This is a genomic window from Demetria terragena DSM 11295 (assembly GCF_000376825.1).
In the GTDB taxonomy this organism is placed as follows: domain Bacteria; phylum Actinomycetota; class Actinomycetes; order Actinomycetales; family Dermatophilaceae; genus Demetria; species Demetria terragena.
The window spans coordinates 1994225-2011279 of record NZ_AQXW01000004.1 but is presented as its reverse complement, the minus strand read 5'-3'; the positions used below and the strand labels follow the sequence as shown (position 1 = coordinate 2011279).

Here is a 17055-nt window from a genome sequence, read left to right as displayed (position 1 = left end):
GGCCGTGCCGTACCAATCGGCCACTTCAGAGGCCAAGGTCACACAGAACTAGCCGTGAGTCGTAGTGGTTCGTTCTTTGGTCGGGGTGGGGTTGTCGGCACGCGGCAGCACCAACCGCAACAATTGAGAGCATGTCGGACGAACCCGCTGCGTGCTGCGCGCCCTCCCGCGGATCCCACGAGGCGACCGCTCCCACGGTGTCAGGATCCTCCCTACCCACTGCTGGCGGCGAATACCCCTCCGGCACAACAGTTCCGATGCTCAGCCTGCCGGGCGGCACGTTCTTGATGGGTACGGATGACGTGGCTGGCTTCCCCGGGGACGGTGAAGCTCCGGTGCGCTCGGTGGAGATCGCCCCGCTGCACATCGCCCCCCATGCAGTCACGAATCATGAGTTCGCCGCCTTCGTTCAAGCGACGGGTCACGTCACCGACGCCGAGGAGTTCGGGTGGTCCTACGTCTTCGCCAGCTTCCTTCCCGCTCACCTGCGCCGAGGCGCACCACGGCCCGATGCTGCGCCGTGGTGGTGCGGCATCGACGGCGCGACCTGGAACGCGCCCGAGGGACCCGGCAGCGACACCCGCGAGCGCGGCATGCACCCGGTCGTGCACGTGTCCTGGCGCGACGCGATGGCCTACTGCACCTGGGCAGGCGTGCGACTCCCGACCGAGGCGGAATGGGAGTACGCCGCCCGCGGCGGCCTCGAGCAACAACGCTTTGCGTGGGGCAACGAACTCACGCCTAGCGGCGAGCATCACTGCAACATCTGGCAAGGTCACTTCCCCACCAAGAACACGGCAGAAGACGGGTACAAAGGAACTTGCCCGGTGGATGCGTTCTACCCCAACGGTTTTGGCCTCTACAACGTCGCGGGAAATGTCTGGGAGTGGTGCGCTGACTGGTGGGGTACGACGCACTCCCCGAGCCCGTGCGCGAACCCGACCGGACCCAAGGACGGGCCGGCAAAGGTCATCCGGGGCGGCTCGTACCTTTGTCACGACTCCTACTGCAATCGCTATCGGGTTGCCGCGCGCTCCGCCAACACGCCAGACAGCACCGCGGGGAACACCGGCTTCCGCGTCGCCAGCGACAGCGCCGTCGTCCGCTAGAGAGGGCTTGCGTCGGGGTCCCATAGGCGGTGATAGGCGTTGAGCGCAGGCTGGCCGCCGAGGTGGGCATACAGCACGTTCGAGTCTGCCGAAATCTCACCGGTGCGTACCAGGTCAATCAGCCCGGCGAAAGACTTTCCCTCATAGACCGGGTCGGTAATCATCGCTTCGAGCCGCGCCGCCAAGCTCATCGCTTCCATCGTCGAATCGACTGGGAGGCCATAGAGTTCACCGGCCCATCCGTCGAGAACCTCGATCTCGTCATCGCGCAGTTCACGGCCTAGTTCGATGAGTTCGGCTGTGTGGCGGGCAATTCGACCGACCTGGTCGCGGGTCTTCTGAATGGTCGCGGAGGCATCAATGCCGATCACCCGGCGGGTGATGCCTGTGAGATCTTCTAGTGCGGCGAACCCGGCAATCATCCCGGCGTGGGTCGAGCCGGTGACGGTGCACACCACGATGGTGTCGAAGACGACACCGAGGGCCTTCTCCTGCTCAGCGACCTCGAACGCCCAGTTCGCAAAGCCCAGGCCCCCGAGTCGGTGCTCGGAAGCGCCGGCGGGGATGGCATACGGCCGACCACCGGATGCTTCAACCTCCTCCAGCGCCTGCTTCCAGGAGTCGCGGATTCCAATGTCGAAGCCGGCGTCGTCCAGTCGACTGTCGGCGCCCATCATGCGGGACAGCAGGATGTTTCCCACCTGACTGTTGGTGGGGTCTTCCCAGGGCACCCAGGTTTCCTGCACCAGTCGGCACTGCAGGCCGAGGTGCGCAGCCACGGCGGCAACTTGTCGAGTGTGGTTCGACTGGTAGCCGCCGATCGAGACCAGGACATCAGCGCCGGACTCCAAAATGTCCGGTACGAGATACTCGAGTTTGCGAATCTTGTTGCCGCCGTAAGCAAGCCCACTGTTGACGTCCTCCCGCTTCGCCCAGACCTGGGCTCCGCCGAGGTGGCCGGAGACGCGCTTCAAGTGATGGATTGGGCTCGGTCCGAAGGTCAAGGGGTAGCGGGGGAACTCGTGCAGTCTCATCAATGCCTCCGGTCTCGACGGCCGCGCGGTTGGTGGCCTTGAATCAAGTGTGGCCGGTATCGGACGCCGGGCGCTTGGTCCTGGTTAGATCAGGTCATGACAGCCATCCCGGAGTACCGCTGGGGCAACATCAAAGCCCTCAACAAGGGCGCGATACTTTTCGCCTCCACCAAGCCCGGCTCGTGGGCCATCCGCAAACTTATGCCGCTGGATCGCAAGGTCATGGTGAAGACCCGCGGAAAGCGCAGCGTGCTAGGCCCGGTGGGCGTCCAGTCCATGCTCTTGGAATCGATCGGCCGCAAGTCCGGCCAGAAGCGCGTGAGCCCGCTGCTCTATGCCCGCGATGGCGAGTCGATCATCGTGGTCGGATCCAACTTCGGCCAGGAACACCACCCCGCCTGGACGGGCAATCTCATCGCCAACCCCGACGCGAACATCATCATCGGCGGGGTCGAGGTGCCGGTTCGCGCCGAACGGCTGCGCGGTGCCGACGCTGACGCTGGGTTCGCCACGATGGTGGAATCCGCCTCGGTGTACGCCGTCTACAAGACCCGGACGGATCGAGAGCTTCGGGTGTTCCGCCTTACCGCTCGCTGACGGTGACCGGTTCGCCAGTGTCCCGAATCAGATAAATCCAGGGAAAGGCACGGCAGCCGACCTGCCAGCCCTGGGCTTCGTACCGCGACAACGGACCCCACAGAATGCGCCTGTGCTCCCACCGAGTGGAGGTACGAACGATCCGATGGCGCAGCATTCCGGCGCCGATCGTGTGCCAGCCCTGGTCACCCGCTAGCGCTAACTCGGCCATCTCATCCAACCCAGTGACCGGCCCGAGCCAGCGCTCACCGGACTCTTCACCTGAAGTGACTTCGTCCTCTCGCCCACCCTTGCCAAACCGTTGCTGCGCAGCCTGGCGCGTGAGGTTGAGGGCCTCGCCAACTTCGGTCCAACTATGGCCCTGGGCGCGAGCGGCAGTCACGGCCTGTTGGAGCAAGTCGCCTGCGGCCTGGTCGGCTTCGGCAGCTCGCCGTACGAGAGTGATAGGCGACCCGTCGGTGTCCGCAAGGATCGCCCGACCGATGGCATCAGGAAGGGATGTCATCGGGCGTCGTCGCGGGGTGTGTCGTCATGGGAGGCGTCACCGTCGCGGCTCGGCAACCACATGCCGTCGGTGTCCGCGCGCGCAGCTGGTTTCCTCATCCGGGCGGCGATCAGATAGACGCCGATGAGGAGCATCATGATGCCGGCGCCCTGGCACGCGCCTTTGACGAATCCGTCGAACCTGGCGGACACCAGCGTCAACGCGATACCCGGAAGTATCAAGGCGATGCCAGCGGAGTAGTCCACGGTCTTGATGTTGGTAGCCATGCGTCAATGATTCATTGACGCACGGAGTTTTGTCAAGAAGATCTTGACGATGACGTACGCAGCGGGCTACAGGTCTCCCCGCGCGAACCGGTCGGCGATGTGCTCGGCTTGGCGCATCGCGAGCGCCACGATCGTGAGTGTGGGATTGGCCGCAGCACCGGTCGTCATGACTGAGCCATCACTCACGAAAAGCCCTGGAACGTCGTGGGATTCACCGTATGCACCGACCACACCATCTTCTGGTCGAGCACTCATCCGGGCCGTCCCGAGGTTATGCGTCGCCGGGTACGGCGGGGTGTGGTGGGTCCCCGTCGCGCCCACCGATTCGTAGAGCAGATCGGCGCGCCGATAGCCGTGCTCGCGCATGGCGACGTCGTTGGGGTGATCGTCGAAGTGCACGTTGGAGGCAGGCAGACCCCACTGGTCTTTCGCGGCGCCGTCCAGGGTGATTCGGTTGGACTCTTGAGGCATGTCCTCACCGACGATCCACATGCCGGCGGTGTTGGCGTACGCATCCAGGATCTCGGTGAATTCCCTTCCCCACGAACCGGGTTCGGCGAAGGCCGCGAGGAAGGCGGGGCCGAGGGACAGCGTCTCCATGTAGTACCCCCCGGCGAATCCGCGGCTGGTGTCCAGGCGCGCCTCATCAGCAACGATGCCGGCCATCGTCTCCCCTCGATACATCCGTACGGGCTGGTCGAAGCGGGCGTAGACCGACCCGGTCGTGTGGCGCATGTAGTTGCGACCGAGTTGTCCCGAGGAGTTGCCCAGGCCGTCCGGATGCGAAGCGCTAGCACTCATCAGGAGCAGTCGCGGGGTCTCGATGGAGTTGCCCGCGACGCAGACAACCTTGGCCGCCTGGCGGTGCAGGTTGCCTTCAGAATCCAGGTAGAGCACGGCATTGGCTCGGCCCTTCGCGTCGTGCGTCACCTGCACGACGTGGCTGAGCGCCCGCAGGTCGCACTTGCCGGTCTCCAGCGCCCGCGGAATCTCTCGCACGGCGGTGCTCCACTTCGCCGTGCTCTTGTCACCCTGGAAGTTGAAGCCATCTTGAATGCTCGCCGGGCGGCCGTCGTACGGCTCAGCATTCGTGCCATATGGGCCCGTCGCGTAAAACTGGTATCCGATGCGTTCGGCGCCGTTGGCCAGGACCTTGTAGTTGTTGTTCGCTGGCAGCGGTGGTCGTCCATGTCGGTGGGTCGAGCCGATCGCCTTCTCCGCGCGCTCGTAGTACGGCGCGAGATCAGCCAGCGTGATGGGCCAGTCGAGCAGGTTCGCCCCGGCGACTTCTCCATAGTGGGTGCGCGCCTTGAACTCGTGCTCGTGGAAGCGCGGAGTGGCGCCGCTCCAGTGCGTGGTCGTACCACCCACCGCCTTCACGATCCAGGCAGGCAGGTTGGGGAAGTCACGGGTAATCCGGTAACTGCCGGACGTGGTGCGCTGGTCCAGCCAGGCCATCTGGTTGAACGCCGCCCATTCGTCGTTCTCATAGTCCTCAGGTTTGAGGAACGGGCCAGCCTCCAGCACCACACACGGGATGCCCCGCTGGGTCAGTTCGTAGGCGACCGTGCCGCCGCCTGCACCGGAACCGACGATGACGACTGCCTCGGTCTCGTGGTCAATCGGAGTTCCGAACTGGGTCTGGGTGTCACTCATGTCGGCTCCTCACACCGTCGGCTGGTCTTGGTCGGCCACGGCGACGAACTCGTCGGGGCCGTCGTACTCCTCGACCCTCGGGTCCGGCAACCAGTCGAGATCGTTGAACCCGCGATTGACATAGCCGCCCTGATCGAACGAGGCGCCCTCGTAACCCAGCAGCTCCCATACTTCGTGGTCGTTGTAGAGCGTCACGACCGCGACTCCACGTATGTGGGCAAAGAACTCGGCAGTGGCGATCTCCTGAAGAACCGCTTCTGTCGCTTGATCGCTCAGGTCCTGAAATCCGCTGTCCTGCAACGACTTCAGACCACTCTCCAGCGCGACGCGATGCCACAGGTCATCCTCAACGCCAGCCAAGATGGTGTCGGCCGTACGTTCATACGGCCCATCAGGAAACTGCTCATGCGGGTAGGCGGCACGCAGCACGCGCACCAGCACTGCCTTGAGATCGGTCATCAGAACCTCCGAATACTGAACTCCACGTCGGTCGTCCCGCCTGTCGAGTAGGCGAGCGCCCTGGCGCGAGCCGTATCCAGACCGCGCACTGACGTGACCTGAGTCACAATAGAGCCGCTACGCGGCCGCCGCCCAGAGCAGTTATCGGCCAGTGAGAAGGCGCAGTCACCACGCCGGGCGAGCGGGCGAGCAACACTCCGCCGGTCGTCCCGCTGGTCGAGTAGGCGAGCGCCCTGGCGCGAGCCGTATCGAGGCCAAGGCAAGAGGTCTCGACAAGCTCGACAAGCTCGACCAGCGTCAGGGGCTCGACCAGCGCTAGGGGCCCAACCGTCGTAAGACCCCGCCACACACCGCTGGTCGAGTAGGCGAGCGCCCCAGCGCGAGCCGTATCGAGACCAAGGCAAGAGGTCTCGACAAGCTCGACCGGCGTTAGCGGCTCGACCGGCGTTAGGGGCTCGACCAGCGCTAGGGGCTCGACCGGCGTTGCGCTCGACCGGCGTTGGTCAGGAGCTGGCGTTCAGCCGATAGAACCGGCTGACCTGGGAGGCTGTCGCGCGGAGCGCCTGCTCGGTCTTGGTCTTGCCATACTCCAGCCGCGCGTCGGGTGCCGACACTGCGACGGAGCCGATGAGTGTGCCGGTGCGATCTCGCACTGCGGCCGCTGCGCAGGTCGCCCCCTCCTTGAACTCCCCGTATTCCCATGCGATTCCGCGTCCAGCAACCTCGTCGAGCTGCGCAAACAGCTCGGCGTGCGTCGTCATGGTTCCCGGGCCGAACTTCGGCATCGGCTCCGGGTCGAGATGCAGAAGACGTTCCTCGGTGTCCATGTTGGCGAGCAGAATCTTGCCGAGCGAGGTGGCGTGCGCTGCCTCGTGATAGCCGACCTCAATCGGGGTCAACCGAGGACATTCCGGCGAGTCGGCGGTGAAGACCACGACGATCTGCGACCCGCGGTGGATCGCCAGATAGGCCGCGACGTGCAGTTGCTGGTGCAACGCGGTGACCGCTTGGTACACCTCTCGCGACACACCCACCTGGGCGTGCAGGGACCGACCGAGCGCGTGCACCTTGAACCCGAGCTCGAAGCGTTGCTCGCCTCTGATGTGTACGAGATAGTCGCCGTCGAGCAACTCACGCACCAGGCGGTAGACCGTCGGAAGCGGCAACCCGGTCTCGGCGGCGATGTCCTTGGCGGAAGCACCACCACGAGTCGCCACCACTTCAAGGATGTCGAGCGTGCGAGAGACCGAGCCGGACATGCCGGTCAGCCTAGGTCACGGTGTCGCGCCCGCGTCGCGATTCAGCCTGCGGTTATCACCAGGTGAGAGCACCCTCCACCCACGCCGCGCCGGCCTGCGATGCTGGTGTCGGCACAGATGTTCCCACGCGAGGAGTAGTCATGATCTTGATCGTTGTGAAGTGGAAAGTGAAGCCGGAGTACGCCGACCAATGGCCAGAACTCACGCGCGCTTTCACTGAGGGGACCCGCGCCGAGCCGGGCAACCGGTTCTTCGACTGGTCGCGCAGTGTCGATGACCCCACCGAATATGTCGTGGTCGAGGCCTTCGATGACGACGCTGCCGAAGCCCACGTCACCAGCGGTCACTTCAAGCAGGCGCAGGCCGACCTGCCGCAGTACCTCGCCGAGACGCCGAAGGTGCGCAACATGCAGGGTCAGGCCGACGAGTGGGACGACCTTGGCGAGATGGAAGTCGGCTAGCCCCTCCGATCAGTTGGGCTCGTCCCGCTCGTCGAGGGTCACCACGTCGCCGACGATCGCGGTGGCGGACTTGGGCCAGGCCATGTAGCGGAAACCACCGTTGATCATGGCCTGGACCCGGTTGCGTCCACCCAGCAACGTCGCGAGGTGTACGCCGGCCCACAGCGCCCACGCCGGGAACCCGGTGAGCGACTGACCTTTGGGAAACTGCACGACCGCGTCATTGCGGCCGATCGTGGCCATCGTGCCCTTGTCGTGATAACTGAACGGCGGGATCGACTCGCCGCGGTCGGTCGCCATGATGTGCCTGGCGGCATGGCGACCGCTCTGGATCGCGGGCTGCGCCAATTGCGGCAGCGGCTCGTCGGGGCGGATAGCGCAGTCGCCGACGGCGTACACGTCCGGGTGACCCTCAACCCGCTGATGCTCGTCCACCACGATGCGCCCGCCTTTGCCGAACGGGACGTTCCAATCTTTCACCGTCTCGTGCGGACCGACACCCGACGCCCAGATCACCAGATCCGCGTCAAGCGAATCGCCGTCGAGATCGACCCGGCCGGGGCGTACCTCCTCGACCGCGGTGTTGAGCTTGACGTCGACACCGCGCTTGCGCAGTTCTTCCAGGGTGTAGTCCTGCAGCGCCGGCTTGAACGGACCGAGCAGGGTGGGTGCCATCTCGGCGAGCACAACCCGCATGCTGTCCGTGCTCAACTCGGGATAGACCAACGGCAGCGCCTCGGATTTCATCTCCGCGAGAGTGCCGGCCATCTCGACGCCAGTCGCACCACCACCGACCACGAGTACGGTGAACCGCCCGTCGGGGTCCTCCCCAGCCGCGACCCGCTCTAGCCCCGTGAAGATCAGGTCACGCACATTGAGCGCGTCGCCGCGGGTGTAGATCGTGTGCGAATTCTCTTCAGCGCCAGGGATGCCGAAATAGTTGGCCCCGACCCCCGCAGCAAGGATGAGCTTGTCGTAGGGGATGGGTTCGCCCCGGCTGACCAGCAACTGCTTGTTCTCGTGGTCAATGCCGGTGGCGGTGGCCCGCCGGAACATGCTGCCCCGGCCACCTTTGCGAGCAACGAACTCCCGCAGCGAGTACGCCACATCGCCGGGGTTCAAGCCGCCGGTCGCGACTTGGTAAAGCAGTGGCTGGAAGTTGGAATACGGGTGCCGGTCCACCAAGCGCACCTGGTAACCCTGACCACTCAGTTCGCGGTAGGCGCGCTGCCCTGCGAAGCCACCGCCCACGATCAACACCACCGGAGTTTCAGACATACTTCGAATCTACCCGTGTGGTAAGGGTCACCTTTGTCTGGGTCGCGTGGAACAAGGCTCGGTCCGATGTGGTTGTTCTGCGTCGTGAGGTTACGGACACAGCGCGCAACGGACCGACCTGCGCTGCCCGGTGAAATCAAGGTCCTCATCGCCGCCGCATTCGTGATCGCGATCGGGTTCGGGCTCGTCTCACCAGTACTCCCGGCGTATGCCCGCTCCTTCGACGTCGGCGTCGCCGCCGCGTCCCTGGTTGTCTCAGCCTTCGCCTTCTTCCGGCTCATCTTTGCGCCCGTCGGCGGAGCGCTCGTCACCCGGCTGGGAGAACGGCCTATCTACCTCACCGGCCTCCTGGTGGTGGCCGCGTCATCCGTGGCGACGGCGTTCGCCCAGTCATACGGGCAACTGCTGGTGCTGCGCGGCGTGGGCGGCATTGGTTCGACGATGTTCACCGTGTCGGCCATGGCGCTGCTGGTACGGATCGCCCCGCCCCAGATGCGCGGCCGGGTCTCGTCGGCATACGCCAGCTCCTTCCTCATCGGCGGCATGGTCGGCCCGGTACTCGGAGGCGCATTGGCCGGGTGGGGTCTGCGACTGCCGTTCATCGCCTACGCCATCGCCCTAGTGATCGCCGCCGGCGTGGTGGCCGTACGCCTCTCGGCGGCATCGCTACGCCCCGCACCCGATGCCAAACCCCAGACCCCGATGCGGGTGCGCGAAGCCCTCGGCGACTCGGCCTATCGCGCGGCGCTCGCCTCTGCCTTCGCCAATGGGTGGAGCAACTTTGGGGTCCGAGTCGCGGTGCTGCCACAGTTCGCGGTGGCGCTGCACGACGACACGTGGGTGGCCGGATTGGTCTTGGCCCTCGGCGCAGTCGGCACCGCCGCGACCCTGCAAGTCGCGGGTCGCTTGGTCGACGGCGTCGGTCGTCGCCCGGTGGCGCTGGCCGGGCTCGCGATGACGGGTCTCGGACTCGGGTTACTCGGGCAGAGCGGCTCGATCGCGATGCTGCTTGCCCTCTCGGTGCTGTCCGGTGTCGGAGCCGGCCTCCTCAACCCCGCTCAGCAAGCAACTGTCGCCGACGTGGTGGGTCAAGACCGCAGCGGTGGCACGGTGCTTTCGACCTTCCAGATGACCCAGGACGCGGGCGCCATCCTTGGTCCGGTGCTCGTGGGGGTGGTCGCCGACCAGGCCGGCTTCGGCGCCGCCTTCCTGGTGACCGCAGCCATCAGCCTGATCGCGATGGTGCCGTGGTTGATGGCGCGGGAGACCAGGCCGACGCTCACCTGATCACCAGTGCTTCATCCGTTCGAACGGCAACCGAAGCACGATCACGGCAAGTGCGCCCAGGGCGGCAGCGGCCGCCAGGACCTCGGTGGGCACGTGACGACTCATCTCGAACGTCAGCATCCACGTCGCGTACAGGACTGGTGCTAGCGACAGAATCACGCCGTACAGTCCGTGCCGCCCGATCGCAGCGTTGGCCCGGCGGGCTAGCTCGGGGTCCGAGCGCACATGATCGGGCACGGCGTCGTAACCGTCGTCGGTGGTCGCGAGCCCTCGTCGCGCGATGATCACCATGAACGTACTCGCGATCAGCAGTACTCCGAAGAGCACGAGCAGTGCGAGCATCATCGCCGGATCACCTCGGCAGGCGGGTGGCGAGCCCGACGCCCCATGCCCATCCGAGGGCGATAACCATTGCGGCCCCGGCGAGGGGGACGTACGCCCGCGCGTCGGCGACCGGCATCCCCAGCGGACGCATCAGCACGAACCATCCGGCCAGCGGCGACACCACGAGCAGCGCCGTGAGCCCCGCCGCGATCGCCCAGGTCTGCCTCGTCATGAACAGCGCCATCGCTCCCGCGTTGAGCATGGTGAGGGTCGCCACCCCCAGGAACGCGAGCAGGACAACGGCCGGGTCATGCCACGCGGACTGGGCCGAACCGTCGTCGGGGAAGTCCGGGAGCAGCGGCAGGAGCATGGTCATCGAACAGAGGACGGCGGCATACGCAAGCGACGCAAGGACTCGTCCGTGCGGGCTGAACACGATGACCCGGGGGCCGCGCTTTCCCTTGTTGAACGAGAGCTCGTTGACCAGGAAGCAGGCGGACCAGCCGCAGACCGCAAGGAGGATCGCGGCCATCAGCGGCGCATCCTGCGCGGGAATCTGCTCGCCGTAGGTTCTTCGGCGCACGATCCATTCCTGGGTGATGCCGAAGATCACGGCGGCGGACAGCAAGCCGGCCACGGCGGCAGCAATCATGGACTTGCGCACCGGGGCCCAGGTCACCTCGACAGGTTCGATCACAGGATCCTGCATTGGATGGGCCAGGTCCTACTTCTTGGCTGCCGCCGACAGCTTGGGCGTCAGTTCCTTGAGAGCGAACTGCAGAGACAACGGCGTGCCAGCCGACATCGCCTGCATCGAGGGGTCCATGCCGTCCAACATCACGGCCCGATCATCACGCACGACCCCCAGGCTGTTGATGCTCTTGTCACTCTTGAGCTCGCTCAGCGGCTTGCCGATGGTGGTCAAGATCGCTACCTCAGCGTCGAGCGACTTCACCTTCTCGGTGGGAACCGCCGCGAAGAAGCCCGAACTCTTCAGCTGCTCGACCGGCGGGTTCTGCGTGAAGCCCAGCGTCGCGAAGGTGTCGAACCGGGCGTCGCCCTCGGTGTAGGCGCCGTATGCCTCGCCGAACTTCGCGCCGTACACGAACGTCTTTCCCGCGAACTCAGGGTGATCCTTCTTGATCTTGTCCTGTGCTCCCGTGGTCTGGGAAACCAACTTGGTCGCGTCCTGGCCCTTGCCCAGCGCCTTGCCGATCAGCGTGGTCTGGGTCTTCCAGTTGACCGCGAAGTCAGGTGCGCCCTTGGGTGCCGCGACCACGGGCGCAATCTTGCGCAGGCTGCGTTGCACCTTGTCGTCGGAGGCGCCACGCACGTTCAGGATGACGTCGGGCTTCAACTCCTTGATCTGCTGGTAGTTGAACTTGCCCGCGCTTTGCGCCGAGATGATCTTCGGCTTGGAGTCACCGAACTTGTCGCTGGCCCATGAGCCCACGCCCTTGGTCTTGGCACCGAAGGCCATCCAGTCATAGATCGCGACCGGCTTCACCCCAAGGCTGACCGCGATCTCGCCATCGGACCAACCCAACGCGACCACGCGCGGGTTCGCCGGAAGGTCGAGGTTGGGTTCTGCTTCGGGGTCGTTGTAGAGCGTGGTCGCGCTGCCCTTAGCGGAGCCAGAGGTTCCAGCGGACTCGGCCGCCTCCTCGCTGGTCTTAACGCATGCGGAAAGAGTGAGTGCGAGGGCGCCTGCGGCCGCAGCGGCGACGGTACGTCGAGAGGTATTCATGGTGGTGCCTTTCACGATTTCGGGGAGTCTGCGGTGGCCCGCAAGTTGGCGGTGTCGCCGGCAACGGCATCGAAGGAGACCGCGCCTTCGGCCAGGGGAATGACCATCGGGGTGCCAGTTTCGGGGTCTTGAATCACCCGCGAGCGCACACCGAATACGCGCTCGACGAGTTCCTCAGTGACGATCTCGGCCGGGGGTCCCTGGTCGATGATCTCGCCGCTGCGCATGGCGATGATGTGCGTCGCGTAGCGGGCGGCCTGGTTGAGGTCGTGCAAAACGGCGACCAGGGTGGTGCCGTCCTGGTAGAGGGTGGTGCACAGCTCCAATACCTCAAGCTGGTGGGCCAGATCGAGGTATGTGGTGGGCTCGTCCAGCAACAGGATGGGCGTCTTTTGGGCCAAGGCCATCGCGATCCATACCCGCTGCCGTTGGCCACCCGAGAGCGCCTCAACGCCACGGGTCGACAGGTCAGTCAGGCGGGTGACCTGGAGCGCGAAGTCGACGGCGGACTGGTCCTCGTCGGTCCACTGCCGGAACATTTTTTGGTACGGGAACCTCCCCCGAGAGACCAGATCGATGACGGTAATGCCTTCTGGTGCGGCCGATTGCTGCGGCAGCAAACCGACTTCGCGCGCGAACTCCTTGCCACCCAACGCTTGGACGTTGGCACCATCGAGGTGCACCTCACCGGCTTTCGGGTCGAGCAATCGCGAGAGAGATCGCAGCAGCGTCGACTTGCCGCACGCGTTAGGTCCGACGATCACCGTGAACGAGCCGTCCGGTACGACCACCTCGAGGTTGTCGATGATCTTGCGGTCGCCATACCCGACGGAAAGGTCGTGTCCCTGGAGTCGGCCGGCGGACGAAGGTTGCTGAGTCATACCGACCTCTTTCGTGACTGCGCGATCAGCAGACCGAGCAGGTAGATGCCGCCGAAGGTCGTGGTCACCACGCCCACCGGGAGTTGGGTGTCCGGAGCCAAAATGGTGCGCGCGATTGCGTCGCTGGAGACCAGGAGCGCGGCACCGACCGCTGCCGAGGTGACCAGCGGGATCCCGGCGCTGGGAGTGAGTCGGGCCGCGAGTTGAGGAGCGACGAGGGCCACAAAGGCGACCGGCCCGGCGATGGCCGTCGTCGCCGCCGCGAAGCCGACGCCGATCAGCAGCAGAAGGAGTTGGGTGCGCTGGGAGTCGACGCCTTTGCTCTGCGCCGAGTCGTGACCCAACTCGAGCATGCGCATACGCGGCGCCATGTAGATGAGTGCGGGAACCAACACGGCCAACGTGACGAGCACCGGGACAACTTCGGACATCTCCAGGTCGGCCAAGTTGCCGACGCCCCAGGAGGCAGCCGCCGCCGCGTTCTGCACGTTGGAGGTCGCGATCAGGTAGCCGTTGAAGGCCATCAGCATGGCGCTGATACCGATGCCGACCACGATGAGCGTCGTACTGCTACTACCGGGGCGCATCCCGAGCAGGTAGACGGCGACTGCTGTTCCCAGCGCTCCGATGAGTGCGCCGGCGGTGGCTCCCGTGGATCCGGCGCCAATCACCAACAATGCCACCAGTGCTCCGGTGTTGGCTCCCGTCGTGAAGCCGATGATGTCGGGGCTACCGAGGGGATTGCGAGTGATCGTTTGGAAGATCGCCCCAGACAGCGCCAGCGACGCGCCACCAAGCAGCGCGATCGTCACCGACGGCAGAACGGTCGCGACATGGTCGGCGGCGTCGCCACTGACTTGCCCAGTGAGAACCTGCAGCGTCTTGAGCATGCCGAGACTCGGAGTGTCGGTCGTGCTGACCCCCAGCGACCACACGGAGACTAGGAGTGCGAAGACGGTCAACAGCAGGCTGGCCAGGACTGCACTGATGTCGACTCGGACGCTCAGTGAGCCGGTTTTGTTGCGCAAGAATCGGATTCGGCCCGGCCAGCGAGCGCTGGCTGATTTTTCCTTCGCCGGGAGACCAGCCACAAAGTCGGTCATAGCTCAGCCACCCCTCGTCGGCGGGCGAGATAGATCAAGACGGGAGCACCAAGGAACGCGGTGACCATGCCCACCGGAAGTTCGGACGGGGTGAGGATTCGGGCGAGCACATCGGCGCCGGTCACCACGATGGCCCCGACCACCAGACTCACCGGGATCAGCCACTTATTGTCCGGGCCAAAGATCGTGCGTACGGCGTGCGGCACCATCAACCCGATGAAGGTCAGCGGGCCAACCGCCGCCGTCGCCGCGCCGCACAACACGGTGACCAGCACGAAGCCGATGGCTCGCACGCGGGTGACCGGTACGCCCAGGGCGCGGGCCCGGTCGTCGCCGAGTGCGAGGCCATTGAGCTGAGGGATGAGGAAGAGGGCGGTCAGCGCGGCGACCAGGATCGGAGCCCAGACGATGCTGAGTTCTTCCCAGTTGCGGCCATCGAGGGTGCCGACCTGCCAACCACGAATCTGGTCAAAGGCTTGCGGCGTGATCATCGTCAGACCGAAGCCGATGCCGGAGAACAGCGACCCCACGGCCACACCGGTGAGGACGAGCTTGGCTGGGCTGGCGCCCGCCATGCCGCGCGAGCCGATGAGATACACCGTCGTGGCGGCAACAAACGCGCCGACGAGCGCGCACATCATGTAGCCGAGGGTGGAGCTGACTCCCAGCGCCACCGCGCCGATGATCATGGCGAAGTAGGCGCCAGCGTTGACGCCGAGAATGCCCGGATCGGCCAGCGGGTTACGGGTCAGGCCCTGCATGATCGAGCCCGCCACGCCGAGCGCGACGCCCACGACCGCAGCGAGCAGCGTGCGGGGAACGCGGTTATTGCGGATGACCTCGACCGTGGTCGGGTCCCCGATGCCGCGGATCGCATTCCAGGCGTCGGAGACCGTGTAACCGCCTGAGCCAACAAAGAATCCGCACATGAGAAGAGCGGCGAGCAACACAAGAATCCCGATCACCAGGACCGGCCGGGATGTCTCGATACGCGTCGCCGGCGCCACCGGGACACTCGTCACTTTCCACCGCCCTTCACGGAACGCTTTTGTTCACCCGCCCCCGGGAATTCGATGAGGCTAGCCTAACCACATCAGTGCGCAAACGATCGCCGCGCGCACTCCCATGAGACAACTGTCCAAATCTGGGTATCGACGCCGGATTTCAGGGATACCGTCCTCGAAGATCCCCTCGAGCGCCTGGAGCGACAAGATGACCCTGCAGCATCGGATATACGCCTCGCTCATCGCGACGGGACTGGGTTTGACCCTCGTCTCGGCGCCCTCCGTGGCGGGCACGGATCGTTCCCCCGGGCGGCAAGACCCGGTTCGGACGTTGATCCCCGTTGGCGGCGGATACGAAACCACCACGATGACCCAGCTCGTCCGGCAGGTGGCGCGCGTGGCCCAGGGCAAGACGGTGGACCTCTTGGTGGTGCCCTCGAGTTATGGCGATGCCCCGGAGGATCGCGCGGAGAACCTTCGGCAGGCGGGCACTCGGGCCACCGAGCTCAACGGAGTATGCGAGGCCACAGTGGACCGCTCGCGCTTCACCGGCTGCCGCACCACCCTGCTCCCGCTTCTGAATCGCGACGATGCGCTCGATCCGGCGAACTCCAAGCAGTTCAACAATCGAGCGACCGATGGCGCGTTCATTCTCGGCGGCGACCAAGTGCTGGCGATGAAGGTGTTGGCCAACACCCCGGCGGAGACGGCGATGGCTCGCGCGTACCGGCGAGGTGTGGTCATCAGCGGCACCAGCGCCGGAAACGCCGTCGAATCACGCTCGATGATCACCGGATACACCCCGGACGGGTATCCCGAAACGGGGTTGCAGCGGTCGTCCGTCACGGTGGGTTGGGGCGACACGTTGCGCACCGACGACCGCGGGTTGGCTTTCGGTGCACGAGGATTCATCTTTGATCAGCACTTCTACCAGCGGGGCCGGTTCGGTCGACTGCTCAACGTCACCGCACAGTCGGCGCAGCGCTATGGCAGGGGCGGCAAGGTAGGACTGGGTGCCGACTACGCCACCGCCCCGGTGATGCGCAATGAGAAGACTGTCACCGGGGTCATCGGGCAGTCCTCCGTCGCCATTGTCGACTTCGGCACCGCGCGGGCACCGGTGTCCTGGAGGGGAACCGACAAGACGCTGTCCACCCGCAATGTGCTGACGCACCTGCTCGCGCCCGGGGAGTCGATAACCTACGACGGCGCGCGCCGACAGGTCACGATGAATGGGCGCGCTCTCTCGTTCCGGCCAAAACCGCTGCCTCCCCTGAGGCACGACGGGCGGGCCACGTTGTTGCTCGGCGGTGGTGATAATGCCCGGGCTGACAGCCCCGTACTGCGCTCGTTTGTGCGCGGGACCGCCGGTCACTCACGGGCTCCGGTGGTCATCGTGACGGCGGGGTATGCGGACGAATTCACTGCTGACACCGCAGCCCAGGCCTATCGAACGGCAGTGGCCTCGGCAGGCTGGACCGGCCCCATCAAGGTGCTGGTCGCTGGGCGCGACCGAGTCGATGCACGCGCTGTGCGTGGTGCAGCCGGGGTGATCTTCGCCGGTGGCGACCAGTCGTTGCTCGGAACCGCCTTGCGAGACAAGTCTTTTGCCCGTTCGGTGCACACGGCGACGCGGCGGGCACCAGTTGTCTTGACCGATGGCGCCATGACGGCCGCGATGGCCGATCGCTATTCAACGGTCGCCAACCCCACGGACGAAAACTATGAGGACGAGGGAATTCGCTTGTTCCGCAGGGATGCTCAGCGCTGGGCACCCGGACTCGGGCTCGTCAACCGCGTGACCCTGGAGCCAAACCTCACCGCGAACTACCGGTGGGGAGTGCTGTACGGCGCGGCCGCCCGCAACCCGCGCGCGATGGCACTTGGAGTCAGCGAGCGCACAGCCATCCGGCTCAACGACCGGCACGCCACGGTCGTCGGCGATCGCTCGGTCGTGACCCTCGATGGGCGAACAGCTCGGTTCGGAACGGCGAGCAATGGCGCCCTCACCGCCGCGGGCGTATGGCTGAGCACGGCCGCCAGCGGGGACCGCCTCCCGAACTAGCGCTGGCTTGGTCAACGCGA

At 65.5% G+C, this 17055-nt stretch carries 18 protein-coding genes; 5 read left to right on the top strand and 13 right to left on the bottom strand.

The annotated features are described in order from the left end of the window. Nucleotides 1-131 precede the first annotated feature (131 nt). On the top strand, nt 132-1109 hold the full coding sequence (locus F562_RS0114060) for a formylglycine-generating enzyme family protein (protein ID WP_018157609.1): 978 nt from the start codon (nt 132-134) through the stop codon (nt 1107-1109). Here the strand turns inward: F562_RS0114060 and F562_RS0114055 are convergent. Beyond that, on the bottom strand, nt 1106-2143 hold the full coding sequence (locus F562_RS0114055) for a 1-aminocyclopropane-1-carboxylate deaminase (protein ID WP_018157608.1): 1038 nt from the start codon (nt 2141-2143) through the stop codon (nt 1106-1108). The genes F562_RS0114060 and F562_RS0114055 overlap by 4 nt on opposite strands. A gap of 96 nt (nt 2144-2239) precedes the next feature. On the opposite strand from F562_RS0114055, the gene F562_RS0114050 reads away from it, so the two are divergent. Then, nucleotides 2240-2740, top strand: a complete 501-nt coding sequence (locus F562_RS0114050) for a nitroreductase/quinone reductase family protein (protein WP_018157607.1) — start codon at nt 2240-2242, stop codon at nt 2738-2740. Here the strand turns inward: F562_RS0114050 and F562_RS0114045 are convergent. From F562_RS0114045 to F562_RS0114020, 5 genes are all read right to left on the bottom strand, one after another. Beyond that, on the bottom strand, nt 2727-3245 hold the full coding sequence (locus F562_RS0114045; protein ID WP_018157606.1) for a hypothetical protein: 519 nt from the start codon (nt 3243-3245) through the stop codon (nt 2727-2729). The two genes, F562_RS0114050 and F562_RS0114045, sit on opposite strands and share 14 nt — an antisense overlap. Beyond that, complete coding sequence (locus tag F562_RS0114040) at nt 3242-3511, bottom strand: hypothetical protein (protein ID WP_018157605.1); 270 nt, start codon at nt 3509-3511, stop codon at nt 3242-3244. The genes F562_RS0114045 and F562_RS0114040 overlap by 4 nt, the downstream gene beginning before the upstream one ends. A 66-nt stretch (nt 3512-3577) precedes the next feature. Continuing rightward, nucleotides 3578-5167 (bottom strand): GMC family oxidoreductase, encoded by a 1590-nt coding sequence (locus tag F562_RS0114035; RefSeq protein ID WP_018157604.1) that lies wholly within the window; start codon nt 5165-5167, stop codon nt 3578-3580. A gap of 9 nt (nt 5168-5176) precedes the next feature. After that, complete coding sequence (locus tag F562_RS19345) at nt 5177-5626, bottom strand: hypothetical protein (protein WP_018157603.1); 450 nt, start codon at nt 5624-5626, stop codon at nt 5177-5179. Nucleotides 5627-6129: 503 nt separating this feature from the next. Then, the gene (locus F562_RS0114020) at nt 6130-6885 is read right to left on the bottom strand and encodes an IclR family transcriptional regulator (protein ID WP_018157601.1); all 756 of its coding nucleotides are present in this window, start codon (nt 6883-6885) and stop codon (nt 6130-6132) included. Nucleotides 6886-7025: 140 nt separating this feature from the next. Here F562_RS0114020 and F562_RS0114015 point away from each other — a divergent pair, with 140 nt between their 5' ends. Next, a complete protein-coding gene (locus F562_RS0114015; protein ID WP_018157600.1) occupies nt 7026-7346 on the top strand; it encodes a putative quinol monooxygenase in 321 nt (106 codons plus the stop codon). Nucleotides 7347-7355: 9 nt separating this feature from the next. Here F562_RS0114015 and F562_RS0114010 read toward each other — a convergent pair whose 3' ends face one another. Beyond that, nucleotides 7356-8624 carry an NAD(P)/FAD-dependent oxidoreductase gene (locus F562_RS0114010; RefSeq protein ID WP_018157599.1) on the bottom strand — a complete coding sequence of 423 codons (1269 nt, stop codon included), beginning with the start codon at nt 8622-8624 and terminating at the stop codon, nt 7356-7358. Between the two features lie 66 nt (nt 8625-8690). Between F562_RS0114010 and F562_RS0114005 the strand changes: the two genes are divergently transcribed. Next, nucleotides 8691-9911, top strand: a complete 1221-nt coding sequence (locus F562_RS0114005) for an MFS transporter (RefSeq protein ID WP_018157598.1) — start codon at nt 8691-8693, stop codon at nt 9909-9911. Here F562_RS0114005 and F562_RS0114000 read toward each other — a convergent pair whose 3' ends face one another. Genes F562_RS0114000 through F562_RS0113975 form a run of 6 tightly spaced genes read right to left on the bottom strand, consistent with a single transcriptional unit; the run spans nt 9912 to nt 14988 of the window. Continuing rightward, the gene (locus F562_RS0114000) at nt 9912-10256 is read right to left on the bottom strand and encodes a hypothetical protein (RefSeq protein WP_018157597.1); all 345 of its coding nucleotides are present in this window, start codon (nt 10254-10256) and stop codon (nt 9912-9914) included. It abuts the gene before it with no gap. Nucleotides 10257-10263: 7 nt separating this feature from the next. Then, complete coding sequence (locus F562_RS0113995; protein ID WP_156822672.1) at nt 10264-10932, bottom strand: hypothetical protein; 669 nt, start codon at nt 10930-10932, stop codon at nt 10264-10266. Nucleotides 10933-10959: 27 nt separating this feature from the next. Continuing rightward, nucleotides 10960-11982, bottom strand: a complete 1023-nt coding sequence (locus F562_RS0113990; RefSeq protein ID WP_040386006.1) for an ABC transporter substrate-binding protein — start codon at nt 11980-11982, stop codon at nt 10960-10962. 11 nt (nt 11983-11993) lie between these two features. Continuing rightward, nucleotides 11994-12863: an ABC transporter ATP-binding protein gene (locus F562_RS0113985; protein WP_018157594.1), complete on the bottom strand. Its 870-nt coding sequence runs from the start codon at nt 12861-12863 to the stop codon at nt 11994-11996. Next, nucleotides 12860-13966: a FecCD family ABC transporter permease gene (locus F562_RS0113980; RefSeq protein WP_018157593.1), complete on the bottom strand. Its 1107-nt coding sequence runs from the start codon at nt 13964-13966 to the stop codon at nt 12860-12862. Before F562_RS0113980 ends, F562_RS0113985 begins: the two co-directional genes overlap by 4 nt. Then, nucleotides 13963-14988 (bottom strand): FecCD family ABC transporter permease, encoded by a 1026-nt coding sequence (locus F562_RS0113975; protein WP_211206461.1) that lies wholly within the window; start codon nt 14986-14988, stop codon nt 13963-13965. The genes F562_RS0113980 and F562_RS0113975 overlap by 4 nt, the downstream gene beginning before the upstream one ends. Nucleotides 14989-15178: 190 nt before the next feature. Here F562_RS0113975 and F562_RS20335 point away from each other — a divergent pair, with 190 nt between their 5' ends. Continuing rightward, nucleotides 15179-17035: a Type 1 glutamine amidotransferase-like domain-containing protein gene (locus tag F562_RS20335; protein WP_018157591.1), complete on the top strand. Its 1857-nt coding sequence runs from the start codon at nt 15179-15181 to the stop codon at nt 17033-17035. Nucleotides 17036-17055 lie beyond the last annotated feature (20 nt).